Origin of the sequence: Lactobacillus helveticus DSM 20075 = CGMCC 1.1877, assembly GCF_000160855.1 — a bacterium.
Classification (GTDB): Bacteria; Bacillota; Bacilli; order Lactobacillales; family Lactobacillaceae; genus Lactobacillus; species Lactobacillus helveticus.
This window is the reverse complement of the sequence record NZ_GG700752.1, coordinates 335,979-355,407: the sequence shown is the minus strand read 5'-3', so window position 1 is coordinate 355,407 and position 19,429 is coordinate 335,979. Positions and strand designations below refer to the sequence as shown.

Here is a 19,429-nt window from a genome sequence, read left to right as displayed (position 1 = left end):
AAAGATGAAGCAATTCAAATTGCTTCATCCCTCAAATAATATTAATTTCTATTTATTTTTTAGCTTGAGCTTTTTCAATCAACATTCTGATAATATTCAAAACGAACATCCAAGCAATGTTGTAAATCCAGACTTCGCAAATCATCCCAGTGATTAATAATCGCTGAAACAATTGCGGCAGCTTCAATCATATATGCAATTGGTCCTGTGAAGTCCTTTAAAAACTTTAACCACATTGGTTCAGTTTTAGCAGTAATTGCATTAGGACCATATTTAGTTCAAACGCGTTTTAGCTTCTTAACTAGATAAACCAGTTTTAGGATCAATATCTAATTTAGTTAATACTTGCTTCAAATCAGCTTTTTCTAAGTCTGATTTCGAAGCGGTTTTATTTGATTTTTCATTCATCTTAATCCTCCCTTTTCAAAATACTCTGTTCTGTTCACGTTCATTGTAAATCCATGGCAAGCAAAAAAGCCACCGAAACAACTTCGGTGACCTTAATTATCATTCTTTATCTAATTTAGCATTCTCTTCTTTGAAGATCTTGCCCTTATTAACTTCATAGTAAGTCTTGTAGCGCTTGTAGTAATTATGGAACATGTACTTCATTAACAACCAGCGCTTGAAGCTCTTGTCCTTATCATAAAAGACAGTTGTACCATAACGACCTTCACGAATTAATTCATCAGCCTTATCCTTGTATTCATTTTCAAAAGCATATTCATTAAAGATCTTTTTAGGTACGCCAAGCCATAACTTGTACTTAGATTCAAGCTTGTTGCCGTAAATAGTTTCCTTGTCCTTCAAGGCATCTTCTACATAATCATCAATGTACCATTTAGCTAAATTGTAGCCATTCAAGGTTACGTAGAAGCTAGAACGACCTTGACGCAAGTTGATTTCAAAGAATTTGAATTCGCCATCTCTTGGGTCGTACTTAATATCAAAGTTAGCCATACCAGTGTAGTTCAACTTTTCAAGGAATTGTTGAACTTGTTCATACAACTTTTCATTGTATTCTGGCAAAATAGCCATGTAGTTACCAATTGATTGTGGTGTTGGATCTTCCAAAAGTGGGTGACCTAAGCACATCATCTTTACTTGGTGATTCTTATCTACATATGCGTTCAATGTACGCATGTTAGAGTCATCACCTGGAATAAAGTCTTGCAAAATAAGGTCAGCCTTGTAGCCATGAGTATAAATCTTGGTAACAATGTCCTTAAATTCAGCCTTATCTTGAATAGCAAAAGTCTTTTTACGACCTTCAAATTGACATTTAAGCCATGAAACAGGATCTTCTGGCTTAAGTTCTACAGGAAAGTCGAATGGCACATCCAAATACTTTTCAGACTTATAGTCATCCATAGTAATGATCTTAGTCTTAGGATATGGCAAGCCATATTCTTCTGCAGTCTTGTAGAAGCCTTCTTTTGAAATTAAAACTTCAAGCAAGTCATAGTCAATATAAGGAACAATGAAGACCTTGCTCAATTCTTCCTTGTGCTTAGCTAAAAGTTCCGCATAACCGTCACCACAGGCAATCAGAATTACTGGTTCCTCGTGATTCTTGTATTCTTCCATCTTCTTGTGCATTACATCCATGAAAGTTGGATCACTACTAAAGCCATGGTGCAATTCAACATCGACAATGCTGGAATAACGCGTTGCAGCAAGTTGAACGTCAGCTAAAGCTTTTACTTTGATACCGTAGGCTTCATTAAAGGAACGAGCCATACCATAAACATTAATGTCACTACCAAGTAAAATTGGTGTAAATTTTTTAGTCATTATCCTAAATTAAACCCCTAAATTATAGTAATTTGCCTTGTGAAATTAAATTAGCAACTTCAGGTTGAACATGTTGGTATTTTTTAACAGTATTTTCGTAATCAACAAAGAACAACTTGTACCAAACAAGGAAGGTGTAGATAACCCAGATTTGTCTTCTGTGTGAGCCGTCACCTTCGTAGTTATCATCAAGCAACTTAATAATCTTCTTTTGGTCAAAGATATCATTAACGAATTCTTCTTCAAACAAACTACGAACTTGCTTGTAGAAACGTGGTTCCTTAAGCCATTGCTTGATTGGTGTTGGGAATCCAAGCTTTGGACGCTTAGCCCATTCATCTGGCAAGACTTTTTCTGAAGCTTTACGCAAAGCATACTTAGTATCATGACGGTTAACTAAGTACTTAGTTGGAATAGAGTTAGCAAGTTCTGCAATCTTCTTATCAAGATATGGCACACGAACTTCAAGTGAGTGAGCCATTGAAATCTTATCAGCCTTTTGTTCGATATCATTAAGCATAAAGTGGTGCAAATCAATGTATTGCATTTGCTTAACGTTATCGATGTTCTTAACCTTCTTGAAGTCCTTTTGGTAAATGCCATTAACAGTCAATTTATTGCGGTAAGTTGGCTGCAAAATACTATTAGCATCCTTAGAAGTAAAGATAGTTGGGTAATCCATGTCATAGATGACTGATTGACCTACATAAAATTCACTTGGTTCAGCCAAATTAGTATACATGTGAACCTTACCTGGGAAGTTAGGCATCTTCTTAATCTTATGAGCTAACTTCACTTGCTTCTTCTTAGGCAATTTCTTTAACTCACTAGTAAAGACCTTAATGATGTCATTGTGAGTGTGCATCCCGTAGTTTACGTAACCAGCAAACAATTCATCGGCACCTTCACCAGAAAGAGCAACAGTAACGTGCTTACGAGCTAACTTACACAAGTACCAGAGAGGAATGATTGATGGGTTGGCATCAGGTTCATCCATGTGGTATTGCATTTCTGGGAAGTCATGCATAGCTTCATCAGCGTCTACCTTGTCACTAAAGAAAGTCCAGTGATTGATATCAGCTAAGGCCTTAGCCTTTGAAGCTTCATCGTAAGTTGAATCATCAAAGCTGACAGAGAAAACATCATCTGGATTAAGCAAAGTAGTCAAGTATGATGAGTCGATACCTTCAGATAAGAATGCACCAACCTTAACATCAGCGTTTCTGTATAAATCAACAGTTTCCTTTAAATCATCGTTGATTCGCTTTAAAGTTTCTTCAAAGCTTAAGCTGTTTTCTTTATATTCGGCATCCCAATATTGATGGGTCTTCATTTCACCATCTTTGTATTCGAACCAGTGCCCAGCTGGAAAACGGTAAACGCCCTTAAAGAAGGTTTCTTCAAGGTCATTATATTGGTTCATTAAGTATGGCTTAACAGCTTCTACGTTTAATTCACGCTTGAACTTTGGAAATTCCAAGAAACTCTTAAGTTCTGAGCCAACTAGCAAGTGGCCATTTTGGTTGCTGTAATACATTGGCTTAATACCAAAGAAGTCACGTGCACCATAAAGGGTCTTGTTGTTGTCATCCCAAATAAGGAAAGCAAACATTCCGCGTACACGCTTAAGAAGGCCATCCATGCCCCATTCTTCATATCCATGAAGAAGAACTTCAGTATCTGCTTTAGTTGAAAAAACGTGTCCAGCTTTAATTAATTCTTCTCTTAATGGCTTAAAGTTGTAAATTTCACCATTAAAGATGATTGCTCTAGTTTTATCTTCATTATAAATTGGTTGACTTCCGCCTCGAAGATCGATAATTGATAATCTTCTAAAGCCAAGTGCAACTTCATCATTAGTGTAATAACCGTCGGAACCAGGTCCACGGTGCTTGATCGTCGCCATCATCTTACCAATGACAGCTTGTTTTTCATTTATTTTTGGATCATAAAATGCGACAATTCCGCACATAGTCAAATTCCCCTAAGTTAATCTCTCTAAAATTATATCTAGTTATTTTTTCACGTTAACTTTCTTATTATAAGCTAAAGACTTGTAATAGCCAAATGGCTTTACCATTCTTTAACTAAATAAAGTAAACGCGTCTTCTTGAAGCTGCACCATAACCAAACGATTGAATTCGATGACGCTTCAAATCAATATTTACAATGTATCCCGCAAACTCATTATTATGATCGATTTTACGGTTCAAGTTTTTATTATATTTAGTTGTTAACGAATGATTTGGGCCCATTAAAGCTGAGCAATTGAACAGGATATATTGAATACCGTTAATGCGATATTGATCTTCACGATGACGATGACCACAGAAGTAGGCTATAATGCGAGCATTTTTCACCTTAGTGAAATCAAAGTAATTAGACAAGCGAAATTCTGCTGGTTCACCTTCGCTAGCATGCATGCGTCCTTTTTCGCGTTGATTAAAGGCAACGAGCAATTCATGCAGTGAACGACCATTGTATTTCAATGCATTCGAGCCTTTACGATTAATTGGATTAGCATGACTCATGAAAACAATTTTTTTATTAGAAGACTTGGTGAGAATTTCAATGATTTCTTCAATCTGGTCTTCACGTACTGCTAAAGTAATCTTATTATCGTAACGTTTATGACCTTTATTATCCAAAATATATGGCACATCTGAAGTATTAACGGAAACCACGCGAACATCATCAATATCAAAATAAGCTACGCCATGTTGACGAGAAACATAGTGAATGCCCTTTTGACGATACATATCAGGCCACATAATATTTTCAAACTCATTTTCAGGGAATGAGGCTTTAGGATCATGATGCTCGTCAAACTTATCATTTTCATCATGATTTCCCTTAATATTCAAATACGGAACTTTATCTGATTTAAATGAATCTTTTAATTTAATAAGCTCGCTTTCACCAATCAAACCAGCATCAGAGCCGTCGATCCAGTCGCCAAGGTGTGCTTTCAGATCTAGTAAGCCAAACTTTTCTAAATAAGAAAATTCTTGGACATGCTGCAAACCATTCCAGCCATAGAAATCAACACTATCTTTATCTTTAAAGTGAGTATCAGTAATTACCCCGAGATTGACTGAATTTTTGCCATCACGAATGTGTTTTTTGACCTCACTCACATAATCATCAAGATAATCTTCTACTAAGTAACGACGACCCGTCTTTTTATTATGAAAAGCTCTAAAGCGGCCTAATTCATCGCTGTATTTACGAACATATTCAGGAGCCAGTTCAGTAGTACTCTCTGAACTAAGTGCCTGACGCAATACTCCGTCCTTATCTTGATAAACTGTTAGCACAAATTTTTTACCATCTGGCGTACCATCTTCTGCATCAACATGGTATTCACCAATAGTAGTATATTTTTGCATAGGATCAAGCAGCTCACCATCTTTATTCATGGCTGAACGCTTTCTTGCTCCTATGATCTTATCAACTATTCCTTTTGTATATTTCAATAGCTTCATTTTTTCGCCCCAAAGACAAAAAAAGCCGACTCTCGCGACCCGACTCAAATAATTTATGCGTTGTGTGCTAAAGCATAAGCAGCAAGTCCTACTGACAAAACAGCGTCTTTAGCCAATACTTCTTGTAAATCCTTGGCAGCAATTGATTGAACTGCGCCAATAACCTTTAAACTGTAAACGATAACTCGATAATCAGTGGCTGGATCATAGAAATCATCTTCATATGGATTTTCATGGTTGTAAGTCAAATTGATTTCATCCTTATCAACGTAACCATCAACGTGGTTAGTTAAGATACGGTCATGCAAATCAGTCAACTTATCAGCCATTTTGATCAAAGTTAATTTATGATCGCTTTCTGCTTCGTAGTATTCTTCTTCGGTCATATCAAAGTAATCTTTAATAGGATTATTCAAAACGCCTAAGTTATCAATCACTTTATAGACAGCTTCAGCGTCAAAGTCTTGTTCACCATTCAAAATCTTGTCTTGTGATAAGGCTAAATCATCAGCCAACATCATGGTATCTAATTTCTCCATATGAACCTCCTCAAAATTCACCCCTAATTATAGCAAAAAAAGGAATTAAAGCCTGCATTTCAAACTTAAAAATAAAATTTCTCAGAAAAAATCCACTTTTTTTTGCGTAATGAATATTAGAGAGTAAAAATATTATTTTAAAAGGAGAAATTTTTATGAATGAAACTAGGATATTTCGCTGCCCTTGGGGCGATGTACAAGATGCGACAGTGAGAAACTATCATGACCATGAGTGGGGGAAATTAAATTTAGATGATCAATATCTCTATGAGATGTTAGTGCTTGAACTTTTTCAATCTGGACTTAGCTGGGCAACGATTCTGCATAAACGCAAAAATTTCAGAAAAGCTTTTAAAGATTTTGATGCAGAAAAAATGGCGCAAATGATTGATTACGATGCGGGACTACTCATGCAAGACAAGGGTATTATCCGCAACCATATTAAAATCAATGCCGCAATTAAAAATGCCAAGGCAATCCTAGCAGTAAAAAAAGAATACGGCAGTTTTGCCAAATACTTGCAAAACTTTATCCCTTCACCCATCGTTCATCATCCCGATACGATTGATGAGGTTCCGACCACAAGCGACATCGCTAAGCAGATTGCCAAGCAAATGAAAAAAGATGGTTTCTTTTTCGTAGGTCCTGTAATCATTTACTCTTACTTGCAAGGAATTGGCCTAATTAATGACCATCTTGAAGATTGCTACTTCAAAAATAATGGATAAAAAAGAGAAGACGCGCGTCTTCTCTTTTTTAGGAATTAAAAATTAAACTAATTTCTTTCTGATCCAACCAGAAATCCAGTCAATAATGACAACCATAATGATGATTCCTAGCAAAATGATACCTACACGATCCCATTGACGGTATTGCAAAGCAATGATCAGTGGATAACCGATACCACCGGCACCTACCAAACCAAGAATAGATGCGGAACGGATGGAAATATCAAAACGATACAACGTATTGGAAATAAGTGCTGGCATTAAGTTAGGCATGGTTGAAAACATGATTCCGTGGAACTTAGAACCACCAGCAGCTACAACAGCTTCATTTGGTCCATCTTCCAAGTTTTCAATTTCTTCTGAGAATAATTTAGCAAGCATCCCAACTGAGTGAAAACCCAATGCCAATACACCGGCCGCAGAACCAGGTCCTACGGCTTTAATGAACATCAATGCCAAAACAATTTCTGGGAAAGATCTAATAATTGCTAAGACAATCTTACCAGTTCTAGAAGTATACCAATGTTTGTGCTTGGTATGAGCTGCCCAGAAAGCAAATGGCAATGAAATAATAGCAGAAATAAATGTACCTAAGAAAGCAATACAAATAGTTTGCCATAATTGCGAAATCAGGTCTTCACCAGAACCGTTGTAAACGTATTTCCAATCAGGATGGAAAATACCAGCAAAAATAGCTCCGGCAATTTGACCAGCGGTTGCTTTAATATCACCAAAATCAATATCAGTAAATGACCAAACAATTAAAGCGATAGTTAAAATTGCAATTAACCAATGAATTATTTGCTTTTTACGGTCAACGGGTTTAGCGGGTAATTTTTTCATAGTAGTATCCATTATTTCATTAACGCCTCCCGTGACTTAGATGAAACGTAGTCAATTAAAACAACCACTACGATAATAACAATGATGATGGTACCAGTTTGAGCATAATTGAAGACCTGCAAAGTTTGTTGCAAGTTAAGACCAATACCACCGGCACCAATATACCCTAAGACAGTTGATGCTCTGACATTAATTTCAAATGCATATAAAACATAAGAAATAAAGTAAGTCATAATTTGTGGCATAACTGCATGATGGATAATTTGCAATTTATTGGCACCAACAGCAGTCAAAGCTTCAATTGGACCTGGATCAATAGTTTCAATCGATTCATAAAAAAGCTTAACTACGATACCGAATGTAACTACGGCCAAGGCCACAACACCGGCAACTGGACCAATACCTACGATGGCTACGAAGACTGCACCCAAAAGCAAATCTGGAATAGTTCTGATGATGTTCATAATAAAACGAAGCACACCAGTAACTGCCTTATTTTTAACGATGTTGCGGGCAATCGATAATGAATAAATAAATGCAACTACAGAACCGATTACAGTACCTAAAACAGCCATCTTGATAGTTTCAATCAATTTAGGCCAAATGACACTTAAATAGCTCCAATCGGGATGTGATATTTGTACAAAAATATCCGCAAATTGATCCCAGTTTTTGAACAATACGCTAATGTGAGTATTGGTTACATTAATTGAAATAAATAGCCCTGCAATCATGATAATTGCCCAAACCAGGTTCATCACCTTAAATTTGCGCTTAGGTAATTTCATCAAGTTTTGTTTTTCAGGCATTATTTTGCCTCCTTGTTGCCGTCTCCGCCGTTGTAAATATCAGTGAAGACTGATTCAGGAGTATCCTCCATCTTGCCATCATAAACTACTTGTCCTGCACGAATACCAATTACACGTTGACCAAACTTGCGTGCCAATTCAACACTGTGCAAGTTAGCCAATACTGTCATGCCATATTTTTCATTAAGCATCTTCAAGTCATCCATAACCTTAATTGAAGTTTGTGGATCAAGTGAAGCAGTTGGTTCATCGGCTAAAATAATTTTTGGATCTTGCATCAATACACGAGCAATGGCCACACGTTGCTGTTGACCACCTGATAATTCATCGGCACGTGCATATACTTTGTCAGCCAAATCAACTTTTTGCAAAGCTTCATAAGCCTTTTGCTTGTCTTCTTTAGAAAACAAATTAAATGTAGTTTTCCAAGTTGGGTAATAAGCAACGCGTCCTACTAAGACATTGCGCAAAACGCTTGAACGCTTAACCAAGTTAAAGTTTTGGAAAATCATACCGATATCACGGCGTAAGTTGCGCAAATTCTTCCCCTTAGCCTTAGTGATAGACTTGCCGTCAATTAAAATATCGCCTGAAGTAATATTGTGCAGACGGTTGATTGAACGAAGCAAAGTTGATTTACCTGCACCAGACAAACCAACAACTACTACGAATTCGCCTTTATTAATTGTTAACTTAATGTCCTTTAAGCCTACAGTACCGTTGTCATAAACTTTAGAAACATCTTTTAATTGGATCATTGGCTTATCTGCCATTTAACTCTTAACTCCCTTAAATTGATTTACTATTTTTGAGATGATTCAACCATCTTGTCGTATTTACGTACAATGTTAAAGTCACTATCTTTAGCGTAATCGTAACCTTCGTGGCTATATACGCTTTCAATAACTTTTTTACCTTCCTTTGACTTACCTACAGCAATAAATGCCTTAGCAAGCTTCTTACGGAATGACTTAGACATGCTTGGAATTACTGAGATAGTGTCGTTTGGAATTGGCTTAGTGAAGTAAATTGGAACAACTTGACTCATAATCTTAGGGTTGTCCTTTAAAACAATGTTACGTGCATCTTCAAATACGAATGCTGCATCAGTATCACCGTTTAATACGTTCAATACTGCTTGGTCGTGACCAGTTACAGTAACCAACTTAGAATCCTTAGTTACGTCTAAGCCCTTTTCCTTAAGTTCAGCAACTGGGAATACGTAACCAGCTGCTGAAGTTGGGTTTTGAACTGAGATTGACTTACCCTTCAAGTCTTTCCATGACTTAATCTTTGAACCCTTCTTAACAAGGATTTCAGCACGGTAGTTCTTAACTAAATCCTTAGTTGCTTTACCACCTGGTTGCTTAACGCCGTAACGTTCAGCTTGCAAAAGCAAATCAGCAGCACCTTGCTTGTGAGCTAAAACGTAACCATCTGGTGGAAGGAAACCTACATCAACTTTCTTTGACTTCATTGCTTCTACAACAGTGTTGTAGTCAGTTGACATAGAAACATGAACAGGAATACCTAATCTCTTTGAAAGCATCTTTTCAAGAGGCTTAGCACGAGCTTGCAACTTAGTTGCAGCTTGACTTGGCACAAATTGAATAGTTAATGACTTTGGAGTGTAGTTTTCTTTATCAGATGAACTACTACTCTTGCTTGAACATGCAGTTGCAACCACTGCAACAAGTAATGCAACTACTGCTACCAAGATTTTTCTAAATCTTTTCATATTGTCCTCCATGGGCAAAATAGTGATAAAACAATCAACGCTATAAAAAAAGACTTAATTACGGGTCGACAAAAATGATCAATAATTAAGCCTTATTAATAGCACATATAGTTAGTAAAACGAACAGAAAAAAACGTCTCCAAAAGCGGATGACTTGCCAGTAACAATAAATTTATCCACACCCATAAGCAAAACTCATCCACTCCCTTCAGCAACTCTACGTTCATTGTTAAAATAATACCAAAAACGTTCGGGTTCTATCAAGCCTTTTAGGAAAGTTTTTTTATAAAAACAGCTAGATGAATTTATACTCATCTAGCTATTACCGCTATTTAATTAGTTCTTCTTCATTGTTGGTTTAACCGGGTTATTAGCCATATCAGTCTTAACAATCAAAACATCAGCTAAGGCGTGTTGGTTAACGTATTCAGTAACTGAACCCATTAACATTCTTTCAACCGCATTAAGACCTGTTGCACCCATAGCAATCAAGTCATTGTGGTGGTCTTTGATGAAGTCATAAGAAATGATGCGCTTAGGACTACCATAACGAATGTGGTAATCTACATCATCAAAGTTAAAGTTATCATGAGCCCATTTCTTTAAACTCTTCAAATATTCTTCAGAGTCTTGAGTCATTTGGTAAATAGTATCGCCAGAAATCAAAGTGTCTTGCATTTCACCCATAAATTGACGAGTATCGATAACGTTCAATACATCAACGTGAGCACCATCACGCAAACCAACTCGAACAGCTTTATCAAAAGCTCTTTCTGCTGATTCCGAACCATCAACTGGAACTAAAATACTTTCTTTATCTTTTGCCACTTCTATTCATCTCCTATCCGATTGCTTTATTCTTAATGTTTATTTTAACATAATTTTGTAAACTATTACTTTTCTAAATAATTGTTTAGGTTCATATTTGTTGCTAAAATAATATGCATGACAAGATTTAATTACAGAAAGGAGTATTTTTTGACCAAAAAATTAACTAATCAATTAATCGGCGTAACCAGTGGCCGCAACTTCCGTGAACTTGGAGGTTATGAAACTTTATCTGGCAAGAAAATCAAGATGCATAAATTGCTTAGAACCGGCAATTTGGCTGATCTATCACCATTTGACAAGAAATTTTTAACTGATTATGGCGTAAAATACGACGTTGACTTCAGAAGTAAAGAAGAAGTATATAATCAACCTGACCGTGTTCCAGATGGTGTGGAATATATTTACGATCCTGTCTTTAGCGAAGACTTAACCAATTCATCCAAGAGTCTAAATGATTTGAATAAACAAGCCGCTAATGATGCCGACTTCGGCTTTGATCACATGCATTATGCTTACGAAGACATGATCGAAAGCGAATCTGCTCAAAACGCTTATCGCAAGCTCTTTGAAGTATTGCTTAAAAACGATGGCGAAAACGAAAGCGTCATTTTCCACTGTACTGCAGGCAAAGATAGAACCGGCTTTGGTGCAATGCTAGTCTTAAGTGCTTTAGGCGTGCCGTTCAGCACTATCAAAAAAGACTACCTTTTAACTAACATCACTACTAAGGACTTCGTTGACAGCATGGTTGAACACGCTCGTCAAAACGGCCGCAACGAAAACGTTCTTCAATCAATTCGAGATATTCAAAGCGTTCGTCCAGAATATCTTGATCATGCAATTAAGGTATTGAATGACGAATACGGCGGCATCAATAACTACTTACGTGACGTGATGAAGCTCTCTAGCGCAGACATTATGAAATTGCGTGAAATTTATCTTGAAGACTAAAAAAGGAGGCTAGAAATTCTAGTCTTCTTTTTTCATGAATTTTTGTTTTAAAAATGCATAGATAGCTTGCGGATCGGTAAAATTAAATACCTCTCGCAATTCATTAGCTGGAGTATCGGCAAAAAAATCCATCACGCTAGCTAACAACTTAGCCTGCCCATCAGGATCATTATCTAAAAGCATGAACAAAAACTTCACTTCTAATGTTTCCTTAGGCTTAATCATATTATGAAAAAGAACCGGATTTTTAAGAGCAACAGGCACAATTAAACGAGTATTAACAAACTCGCCTTCTGTGTGCGGAACTGCAATATTAGGAATGTTTTGACCTAGTGTCTTCGTATCCAAGCCTGTAGGAAAATTATGTTCACGCTCAACAATATGTGATAAGAAATTACCTTTTACACAGCCTCGTTCAAGTAGCTTGTCATAAACTTCTTTTAAAACCAAATCTTGCTTAATTTGATCTGTTACAAAAACTGCATCTGGGGCAAAAAAATTTTCAGTATTAGTCATTGAATTTTACCTTCCATTATGGAATTACTATTTTTAGCGTAAGTTAACAAGACGTTTTTTTCAATCGAAAATATGTTAAAGTTAATTCGTCAGCAATTTTTATGGGGAGAAAATTATGAACAAGAAAAAGACTTTATATTTTGGTGCCGGTTGGTTTAATGAAAAGCAAAACAAAGCTTACAAAGAAGCAATGGCAGCTTTAAAAGAAAATCCAACAGTTGATTTAGAAAATAGTTATGTGCCCCTTGAAAACCAATACAAGGGTATTCGCATTGATGAACATCCAGAATACTTGCACAACATTGAATGGGCTTCTGCAACCTACCACAATGATTTAGTAGGAATTAAGACTTCTGATGTCATGCTTGGCGTATATTTGCCAGAAGAAGAAGACGTCGGCTTAGGCATGGAACTGGGCTACGCATTATCTCAAGGAAAATATATTTTATTGGTTATCCCAGATGAAGATTACGGCAAGCCAATCAACTTAATGAGCTGGGGCGTTTGTGACAATGCCATCAAGATCAGTGAATTAAAAGACTTCGACTTTAACAAGCCTCGCTACAATTTCTACGACGGAGCTGTATATTAAAAAATAAGCAAACTAAATGACCTATCGCTTAAAAATTGCGATAGGTCATTTTTTAATATTATCTGTCATGTATAAAATCTTTCTTAATAAATATACTCCAAGTGATTTTCCAAAAAAATTATTATTCTATACCCACTTCATATGGAAGTCCGAGTCACTTATGTAAATCATATATCACTTGGCATATTATCTTACTACTAAGTTGTTATTTAGCTTTCAATGCCCATTGGTATCACAAGCCTTTCTTTATATCTGACTAACTACACTAACTATGTCATTGGCCTCACCTTTTCTTTTTAATATTATTTCTTAATTTTTTTACACTCATAATATAGCACATTTCTCCCAAAAGTAAAAGCGCTTACATTAAAATAAAAGATTAATTTTTCTTTGACTACTATCCTTTTAGCATAATTGCACAAAAAGTTAAGATTTTTTCGCTATAATATATGGTAACAAGTTTTATTAGGAAGAAAGCAATATGACACAAAATCAAATAGAAAGACATCAATTAGGTCAACTCATCGGTGCGAATAAACGTGATCATTACTATGAACTTCACTATTCTACCGGAGAAGTTGCTCGTCTTTATATTTTAGCTGACGGAATATTCCGCTATTTCCTTGACCCAGCTAAGGAATTCGACGAAAATCATTCTTCTTTCGTTGACCTGTCTCAATTTAATAATAGTTACTTTGAAAAATCTAAAGCAAAGGCTACTAGCGATTCTTTAATCATTCAAACCAGCAACTATCAATTAATTTTTCAACAAAAGCCTGCAGTCATGACTATTTTTGACGAGACTTTGCATCGTAGTCGTTTGTCTCAGCTTAGTCCAATTGAACTAAGCAGCAATCAAACTACCGAAATTTTAAAACAACACAAAAATGAATTTTATTTCGGTGGCGGGATGCAAAATGGCTACTTTAGTCATAAAGGCAAAATTATTCAAATTGAACGCGACCATATTACAGGCAAAGGCGGAGTATTAACTCAAGTACCATTTTTCTGGGCTAACTCTGGCTTTGGTGAATTAAGAAATACTGACACCACTGGGAGCTATGATTTTGGTAAAACCAATCAAGATGCCGCAATCTTAACTCACAATAGCAAGTTGTTCGATACATTTTACCTATTAGGTAATTCACCTAAGGATATTTTGGCTAAGTATTATCTTCTAACAGGTAAACCATTGATGCCGCCTAAATACGCTTTAGGTTTGGGCCATGTCGGCAACTTCTTAACTACAATGTGGCAGCCAGGAGAAGCTAAAGAACGTAATGCAACCATGTTCGAAGATGGCAACTATTACACTAGGACTACTAATCCTGAAGATGCCAACGGCAAGGCTTCATTAAATGGGGAAGAAGAATACCAATTCTCCGCTCGTGCGATGGTCGATCGTTATCAAAAAGAGCATTTCAAGCTAAGCTGGATCGTTCCTAACTACCAGGTACAAGATTTCAATGCGGAAGCAATGACTAGCTTCAGTGATTACGCTGCAAGTAGAGACGTTAATGCTGGTCTTTGGAGTGAGAACCAAACACCAAAGGTAACCCCAAATACCACTTTTATTCAAACCAATACTAGTGATCCTAAGATTTTGAAAAACGATGCCTTGATTTTACGTGATAATCTAAAACTTAAAAGACCGCTCATCTTTTCAAATACTGGAATTGCTGGCAGTCAAAGTAGAACGATGCTCGCTTTCGGCGATATTGGCGGCAATTGGGAAAATATTCCAACTCAAGTTGCTGGCTTTTTAGGTGCTAGTCTATCTGGTCAACCTTTAATCGGTAGTGCTGTAGATGGAACCGCTGGTGGTGGCAATGCTCAAATCAGCATTCGTGACTTTGAATGGAAAGCCTTCACTCCACTGCTCTTCAATCTTGATGATCAAGGTAAATTTAGCAAGACGCCATTTGCTTATAACAACAAGATGACGCAAATCAATCGTGCATACCTGCAATTACGTGAACAATTGCAAACTTATATGTACACGCTGATCTACCGTGCTCAAGTCGGTGAACCAATCATGCGGCCATTATTCCTAGAATTTCCACATGAACAAGTCAACTACACCCCACAAGTTAGCCATGAATTTATGCTTGGGCCTAACTTGCTCATTTCACCAATTGTTAATGGTCGAGAAGACGGCAATGGCAATTCTAGAAAAGATAATCTTTATTTGCCAAATCACCGTACAATGTGGGTTGATTTATTCGATGGCAAGAAATACTTAGGTGGTCGAGTTTACAATAAGTTGTCATACCCATCTTGGCACTTGCCAGTCTTTGTTCGCGGCGGCTCTATTTTCGACTTGGGTGAACGCAACTATGTCCTTTACCCACAAGGCCGCAGCAAGATGGTTACCTATGACGATAATGGCTATAACGATTATTCAAGAAACCATGTTGCTACACAAATTACTAGTGAACTTGAGGCAAGCAAACTTAAGATTACGATTTATCCAACTCAAGGCGATTTCAATACCTTCCAAACAGAGAGCACCACTAACTTGAATATTATGTGTGATGGTTATCCGGATGGCTTGACTGTTAAGATTAATGATCAGGTCATTGACATGCAGGAATATGGTACAGTTGATACCTTCGCACATGCTAAGGAAGGATTCTTCTTCAATACAAATTACAGCTGGATGCCTGAATTTGATCAATATCAAGAAAAGAAGCAAACTGCTTTGCAAATTAAGTTAGCTAAACGTGACATTACCGATTCTAAAATTGAAATTGTTATCCGCAACTTTAATTACGGTAATGAAACCTTAGTACACGCAATTACTGATTCATTATTGCGCTCACCTAAGCAGCCAACAGTTGATCCAGAAAAGATCAGCTCACATTCATTAACAGTAGTTTGGCCACAATTAACTGATCAAGTTCAAATTGAAGTTAACGGCATTTTGCATGATGGTATCGATGGCAGCTCATTCACATTCCACGGATTAGCACCTAATACTCGCTATAGCATGCGTTTGCGTTATGTTGCCAAAAACAAGGTCTCTGAATGGTCAGATCCATTTGGTGCAATTACTAAACCAGATCCAATGAACTTCGCCATCAGAGATATTCACACTACTAGCAATATGACTAGTCAAAAAGATCATCCTTTGAAGTATTTGACTGATCTTAAACTAGCTAGTGAATGGGAAACTGTTAATGGCGTCAGTGAAGATCAACCACTTGAATTAACCTTCAAGTTTAATCAATTGGAACACTTAAGCAGAATGGTTTGGGTACCAAGAAAGATTGACCATCAAGGTGATCCTGTTGAAGTCAGCGTCGAAACTTCTGTTGATGGCACTAACTTTAAGCCATACGGCGAACGACTTACTTGGAAGTCTGATAGCAAGAATAAGGTCGTTGGTTTGAGAGGCGTCGAAGCTAAGGCAATGAAAATCAGGGTTTACAAATCATCTGGTCCGATTGTTGCTGCTGAAGAAGTTATCTTCTATAAAGAAAAAAAGAATAATGATTAAGTAAAAAAGAGTTCTCATGATGAGAACTCTTTTTTACTGCTTCATTTTATGTTTTTTTAACCAATGATGATATCCAACCACTAAAGTAAAACAACGTAATTAACACAAATTGCGCATCGATTGAATATGCAAATAATTTAAAATTCAAGATCAAAGTAATAATCAGCCACACGCAATACAATGCTTCAAATGGCATAATCAAACGATCGATTTTACGATTCTTCAAAATAACGTGATAGATATCATGCATAGTTTCAACAGCCTTAATTTCATTTATTAAGTACCAACTCTAGCACAAACTAAAGCCGATGACGCAATGCTTTTTTACTCACCCCATTCGCTTCTCAGCCATTCCATCGCCAAGTTAAACCAATGAGCCGCATGTGGATTTTCCTGCCATTCACGTCCCTTAGATTTCACATTATGACGTGCTAAAGAAAAGCCATGATAGCCATGATTGAATAAGTGTGCTTCAGTTTTTACATTATTCTTATTCAAAGCACCAATGTATTCAATTGAATTGCCAATCAAGACAATTGGATCATCCCAAGCTTGGAAAATAAATGTATCTGGTATTTCAGGTGTAACACCTAATGCACTATCTAATAATTCCGGTTCTACTGGCATCTTATCCTTTTGATCATTTGGAATTGGAAAACCAATTTTCTTAATATCGATCAATGGATAACCTAGAATCGTCTTATTAGGCAATACATCATCTTTATTAAAACCATATTTACTCTGATAATCACTGCTCAAAGCCATGTTATTAGCCGAACTAACTACGTGACCACCAGCGGAAAAGCCAACCGTCAAAATGCGATTAGGATCCAAATGATACTCATCTGCATGATCTCTAAAATATTTAACCGTAGTAAGTACATCAAGACCAGCATCCGGATAGATCTTACCTGGAGCTTGAACTAAGTTATATTCCATAACCACACTATTAAAGCCTTGATTATTAAAAGCGAGTGCTACTGGTTCGCCTTCTCTTTTAGATAAATGATTAAAACTACCTCCTGGAACCACAATTGCTAAAGGGCGTTTTTGTTCCACTAATTCTGGATTTTGATCCAGCACATAAGTATGGATCTTAAATTCACGCTTATTAAAATTAGTTATGGTCAGATTTTCTACTTTCATTTTTTAGTCCCTTCTTACTCATCCCTCTAGACAACATAAAGGATGACAGAGGCACTGTTAAAATAACCCCTATTAAAGAATACATGATAATTAAGGCTTCATTAACAAAAAGTTTTTCATTAAGGACTTCACCGATCGTATAGTGCAAACGGAAATACCATAAAAACAGAGCTAAAAAGCTACCAAACAGTCCGAATAGAATTGTGTTCATCGCAGTACCTAACACGTCAGTACCAATAGCGTTGCCACTGCTCATTAATTCTTCTTCACTGATATTTGGATTATGCTTTTTAATTTCTAATAAGCCTGAGCTCATTGCAACCGCTGCTTCCGCAATTGCACCCAACGTTGAGAAAATTGCGACTGCAACTGCAATCATTGGGTAATCTAGTCCTGGCATCTGAGAAAGACCAACTAATAATTCTCCAGCTTCTGGGCCAAGGCCTGCAGCTTGAGCAAAATATTGGCATCCCCAAATAAATGCACTCACAATCAAACAAATCAAGAAGGCAGAATAAAACGAGTTTTTGGCAACTGTATAATCATGCGTACCTAAGAAAATAATCGTGACTAGCTTTAATGGAATAAAAATCAAAGTCAAAATTGCAATATTAATTCCCCAAGAAATTAGCATCGCTACCAAAATTAACAATATGGTATTAATCAAGACACTAAAGAAACTACGAATTCCTGTTTCTCCGCCAACAATTGTCATTAAAATAGCCAAAACAACAATTAATGCCATTAACGTACTCATTTATTCTCACCTTCTCTTCTAAATAAACTCTTCCAGTCTTTATCTTTAACAAAAAGCAAACTACAGCCTGTCGCAAAGACGACTGTTAATACAATTCCGATCGCCGAAATTACACTTTGCGTTGCTCCAAGCGATAAGGTGAAGCCAAATGCTGAGCCCAATGTATTATTATCTCGCAAATACAAAATTGTTTCAGGCAATGCGCCTGCAATAAAAATTAAAACTAACACATTAATCAATGGTCCCATGATTTCTTGTCCCATGGTTCGACCACTGTGTACTAATTGACGAATAGTAATATCTTTCTTAGTTTGAATCAATTCATATAAACTAGAAATAATATCGGTTGCCTCATCCATAACGGCTCCCAGTATTCCGATTAATGTTTGAGCTAGGAACAAGCCACGTGGATCTTGCGTTGCATAGTCTCCTGTTTCATATTTCATTTCTGATTCGCCGGTCACATGCATAATTACGTAGCATAAAGCAAAGGAAACAAAAATACCTAAAACTGTAGCTAACCAAGTTGCCAGCATTTTTTTATTAAAGCCTTGAACAATCAATAAACTGAAGAAGGATAAAACAATATCAGCTAAACCGAAGAGCAAAATAATGTGTGCCCCATTTAGGTGAACATCCCAAACAATGACTAAATAAAACAGTGCCCAACTGATTGCCATAGAGACTACTAACGCAATCGTATGCATCCCCGATACGGCGATCATTAACGCTACCATAATCGTAACTACCATCACTAATACCCAATCACGTTTAGGGTTAACAATAGCCGGATCGCCCTTTTTAATATTGACAAAAATACGTTGACCAGCACGATATTTCTGCGTTGTTAACTGTGAAGGATAATATATATTCTTGGTGGTATATTTTTCACCCTTATGTTTGCCAGATAATACTTTTAAATGTAGAATATGTTCTCTCGTTTGATCCTGATTCTTATAAACATCCTCATTCTTTTCAATCAAAGTATCTTTAATCTGACTGTCCGTAATAAGTGCAACTTCATCTTTTTGATAAATATCAGTTGCAAAATACGTTAACACTGTCAAAATAGCGCCAACGATTGCAGCAATAACTGCCGCTGTGTAGCGCTTTTTCCATTTAAAATTCAACGGTAACAACTCCCTATTTCTTTTTCACAGTTATTACTGTAAAACAAAAGGCAGCCCTATGTTAAGCTACC

19 protein-coding genes are annotated in these 19,429 nt (G+C 36.6%); 4 read left to right on the top strand and 15 right to left on the bottom strand.

The window, feature by feature from the left end; genetic code table 11:
• Positions 1 to 74: 74 nt before the first annotated feature.
• The 5 genes from HMPREF0518_RS09590 to HMPREF0518_RS01650 form a co-directional block, all read right to left on the bottom strand.
• Positions 75 to 236, bottom strand: coding sequence for a hypothetical protein (locus HMPREF0518_RS09590; protein WP_003625480.1), 162 nt, complete (start codon positions 234 to 236; stop codon positions 75 to 77).
• A 271-nt stretch (positions 237 to 507) separates the two neighbouring features.
• Positions 508 to 1,794 carry a carboxylate--amine ligase gene (locus HMPREF0518_RS01665; RefSeq protein ID WP_003625479.1) on the bottom strand — a complete coding sequence of 429 codons (1,287 nt, stop codon included), beginning with the start codon at positions 1,792 to 1,794 and terminating at the stop codon, positions 508 to 510.
• A gap of 22 nt (positions 1,795 to 1,816) precedes the next feature.
• On the bottom strand, positions 1,817 to 3,766 hold the full coding sequence (asnB, locus tag HMPREF0518_RS01660) for an asparagine synthase (glutamine-hydrolyzing) (protein ID WP_003625478.1): 1,950 nt from the start codon (positions 3,764 to 3,766) through the stop codon (positions 1,817 to 1,819).
• A gap of 115 nt (positions 3,767 to 3,881) precedes the next feature.
• Positions 3,882 to 5,279: a metallophosphoesterase family protein gene (locus tag HMPREF0518_RS01655; RefSeq protein ID WP_003625477.1), complete on the bottom strand. Its 1,398-nt coding sequence runs from the start codon at positions 5,277 to 5,279 to the stop codon at positions 3,882 to 3,884.
• A gap of 53 nt (positions 5,280 to 5,332) precedes the next feature.
• Positions 5,333 to 5,818 carry a hypothetical protein gene (locus HMPREF0518_RS01650; RefSeq protein WP_012211290.1) on the bottom strand — a complete coding sequence of 162 codons (486 nt, stop codon included), beginning with the start codon at positions 5,816 to 5,818 and terminating at the stop codon, positions 5,333 to 5,335.
• 155 nt (positions 5,819 to 5,973) lie between these two features.
• Here HMPREF0518_RS01650 and HMPREF0518_RS01645 point away from each other — a divergent pair, with 155 nt between their 5' ends.
• On the top strand, positions 5,974 to 6,546 hold the full coding sequence (locus HMPREF0518_RS01645; RefSeq protein WP_003625475.1) for a DNA-3-methyladenine glycosylase I: 573 nt from the start codon (positions 5,974 to 5,976) through the stop codon (positions 6,544 to 6,546).
• 42 nt (positions 6,547 to 6,588) lie between these two features.
• On the opposite strand, the gene phnE (HMPREF0518_RS01640) is transcribed toward HMPREF0518_RS01645, so the two are convergent.
• The 5 genes from phnE (HMPREF0518_RS01640) to HMPREF0518_RS01620 all read right to left on the bottom strand — a co-directional run bounded on the left by phnE (HMPREF0518_RS01640) (position 6,589) and on the right by HMPREF0518_RS01620 (position 10,764).
• Positions 6,589 to 7,401 carry a phosphonate ABC transporter, permease protein PhnE gene (gene phnE / locus HMPREF0518_RS01640; RefSeq protein ID WP_003625474.1) on the bottom strand — a complete coding sequence of 271 codons (813 nt, stop codon included), beginning with the start codon at positions 7,399 to 7,401 and terminating at the stop codon, positions 6,589 to 6,591.
• Positions 7,401 to 8,198, bottom strand: a complete 798-nt coding sequence (phnE, locus tag HMPREF0518_RS01635) for a phosphonate ABC transporter, permease protein PhnE (protein WP_003625473.1) — start codon at positions 8,196 to 8,198, stop codon at positions 7,401 to 7,403. The genes phnE (HMPREF0518_RS01640) and phnE (HMPREF0518_RS01635) overlap by 1 nt, the downstream gene beginning before the upstream one ends.
• Entirely contained in the window at positions 8,198 to 8,971 is a 774-nt protein-coding gene (phnC, locus tag HMPREF0518_RS01630; RefSeq protein WP_003625472.1) for a phosphonate ABC transporter ATP-binding protein, read from the bottom strand. The genes phnE (HMPREF0518_RS01635) and phnC overlap by 1 nt, the downstream gene beginning before the upstream one ends.
• Before the next feature lie 29 nt (positions 8,972 to 9,000).
• Positions 9,001 to 9,936, bottom strand: a complete 936-nt coding sequence (locus tag HMPREF0518_RS01625; RefSeq protein WP_003630002.1) for a phosphate/phosphite/phosphonate ABC transporter substrate-binding protein — start codon at positions 9,934 to 9,936, stop codon at positions 9,001 to 9,003.
• Between the two features lie 336 nt (positions 9,937 to 10,272).
• Entirely contained in the window at positions 10,273 to 10,764 is a 492-nt protein-coding gene (locus HMPREF0518_RS01620; protein ID WP_003625468.1) for a universal stress protein, read from the bottom strand.
• Between the two features lie 150 nt (positions 10,765 to 10,914).
• Here HMPREF0518_RS01620 and HMPREF0518_RS01615 point away from each other — a divergent pair, with 150 nt between their 5' ends.
• Positions 10,915 to 11,718 (top strand): tyrosine-protein phosphatase, encoded by an 804-nt coding sequence (locus tag HMPREF0518_RS01615; RefSeq protein ID WP_023192817.1) that lies wholly within the window; start codon positions 10,915 to 10,917, stop codon positions 11,716 to 11,718.
• An 18-nt stretch (positions 11,719 to 11,736) separates the two neighbouring features.
• Here HMPREF0518_RS01615 and HMPREF0518_RS01610 read toward each other — a convergent pair whose 3' ends face one another.
• Positions 11,737 to 12,234: a PTS sugar transporter subunit IIA gene (locus HMPREF0518_RS01610; protein ID WP_003625463.1), complete on the bottom strand. Its 498-nt coding sequence runs from the start codon at positions 12,232 to 12,234 to the stop codon at positions 11,737 to 11,739.
• Between the two features lie 115 nt (positions 12,235 to 12,349).
• On the opposite strand from HMPREF0518_RS01610, the gene HMPREF0518_RS01605 reads away from it, so the two are divergent.
• Both HMPREF0518_RS01605 and HMPREF0518_RS01600 read left to right on the top strand, forming a co-directional pair.
• On the top strand, positions 12,350 to 12,826 hold the full coding sequence (locus tag HMPREF0518_RS01605; RefSeq protein WP_003625461.1) for a nucleoside 2-deoxyribosyltransferase: 477 nt from the start codon (positions 12,350 to 12,352) through the stop codon (positions 12,824 to 12,826).
• Positions 12,827 to 13,307: 481 nt separating this feature from the next.
• Positions 13,308 to 16,325: a TIM-barrel domain-containing protein gene (locus HMPREF0518_RS01600; protein ID WP_003625458.1), complete on the top strand. Its 3,018-nt coding sequence runs from the start codon at positions 13,308 to 13,310 to the stop codon at positions 16,323 to 16,325.
• Between the two features lie 46 nt (positions 16,326 to 16,371).
• Here HMPREF0518_RS01600 and HMPREF0518_RS01595 read toward each other — a convergent pair whose 3' ends face one another.
• The 4 genes from HMPREF0518_RS01595 to HMPREF0518_RS01580 form a co-directional block, all read right to left on the bottom strand.
• Positions 16,372 to 16,575: a hypothetical protein gene (locus HMPREF0518_RS01595; protein ID WP_003625455.1), complete on the bottom strand. Its 204-nt coding sequence runs from the start codon at positions 16,573 to 16,575 to the stop codon at positions 16,372 to 16,374.
• Between the two features lie 74 nt (positions 16,576 to 16,649).
• Positions 16,650 to 17,471: an alpha/beta hydrolase gene (locus HMPREF0518_RS01590; protein ID WP_003625453.1), complete on the bottom strand. Its 822-nt coding sequence runs from the start codon at positions 17,469 to 17,471 to the stop codon at positions 16,650 to 16,652.
• Positions 17,443 to 18,228 carry a YibE/F family protein gene (locus tag HMPREF0518_RS01585; RefSeq protein ID WP_003625451.1) on the bottom strand — a complete coding sequence of 262 codons (786 nt, stop codon included), beginning with the start codon at positions 18,226 to 18,228 and terminating at the stop codon, positions 17,443 to 17,445. The genes HMPREF0518_RS01590 and HMPREF0518_RS01585 overlap by 29 nt, the downstream gene beginning before the upstream one ends.
• Positions 18,225 to 19,358 (bottom strand): YibE/F family protein, encoded by a 1,134-nt coding sequence (locus HMPREF0518_RS01580; RefSeq protein WP_003625450.1) that lies wholly within the window; start codon positions 19,356 to 19,358, stop codon positions 18,225 to 18,227. The genes HMPREF0518_RS01585 and HMPREF0518_RS01580 overlap by 4 nt, the downstream gene beginning before the upstream one ends.
• Positions 19,359 to 19,429 lie beyond the last annotated feature (71 nt).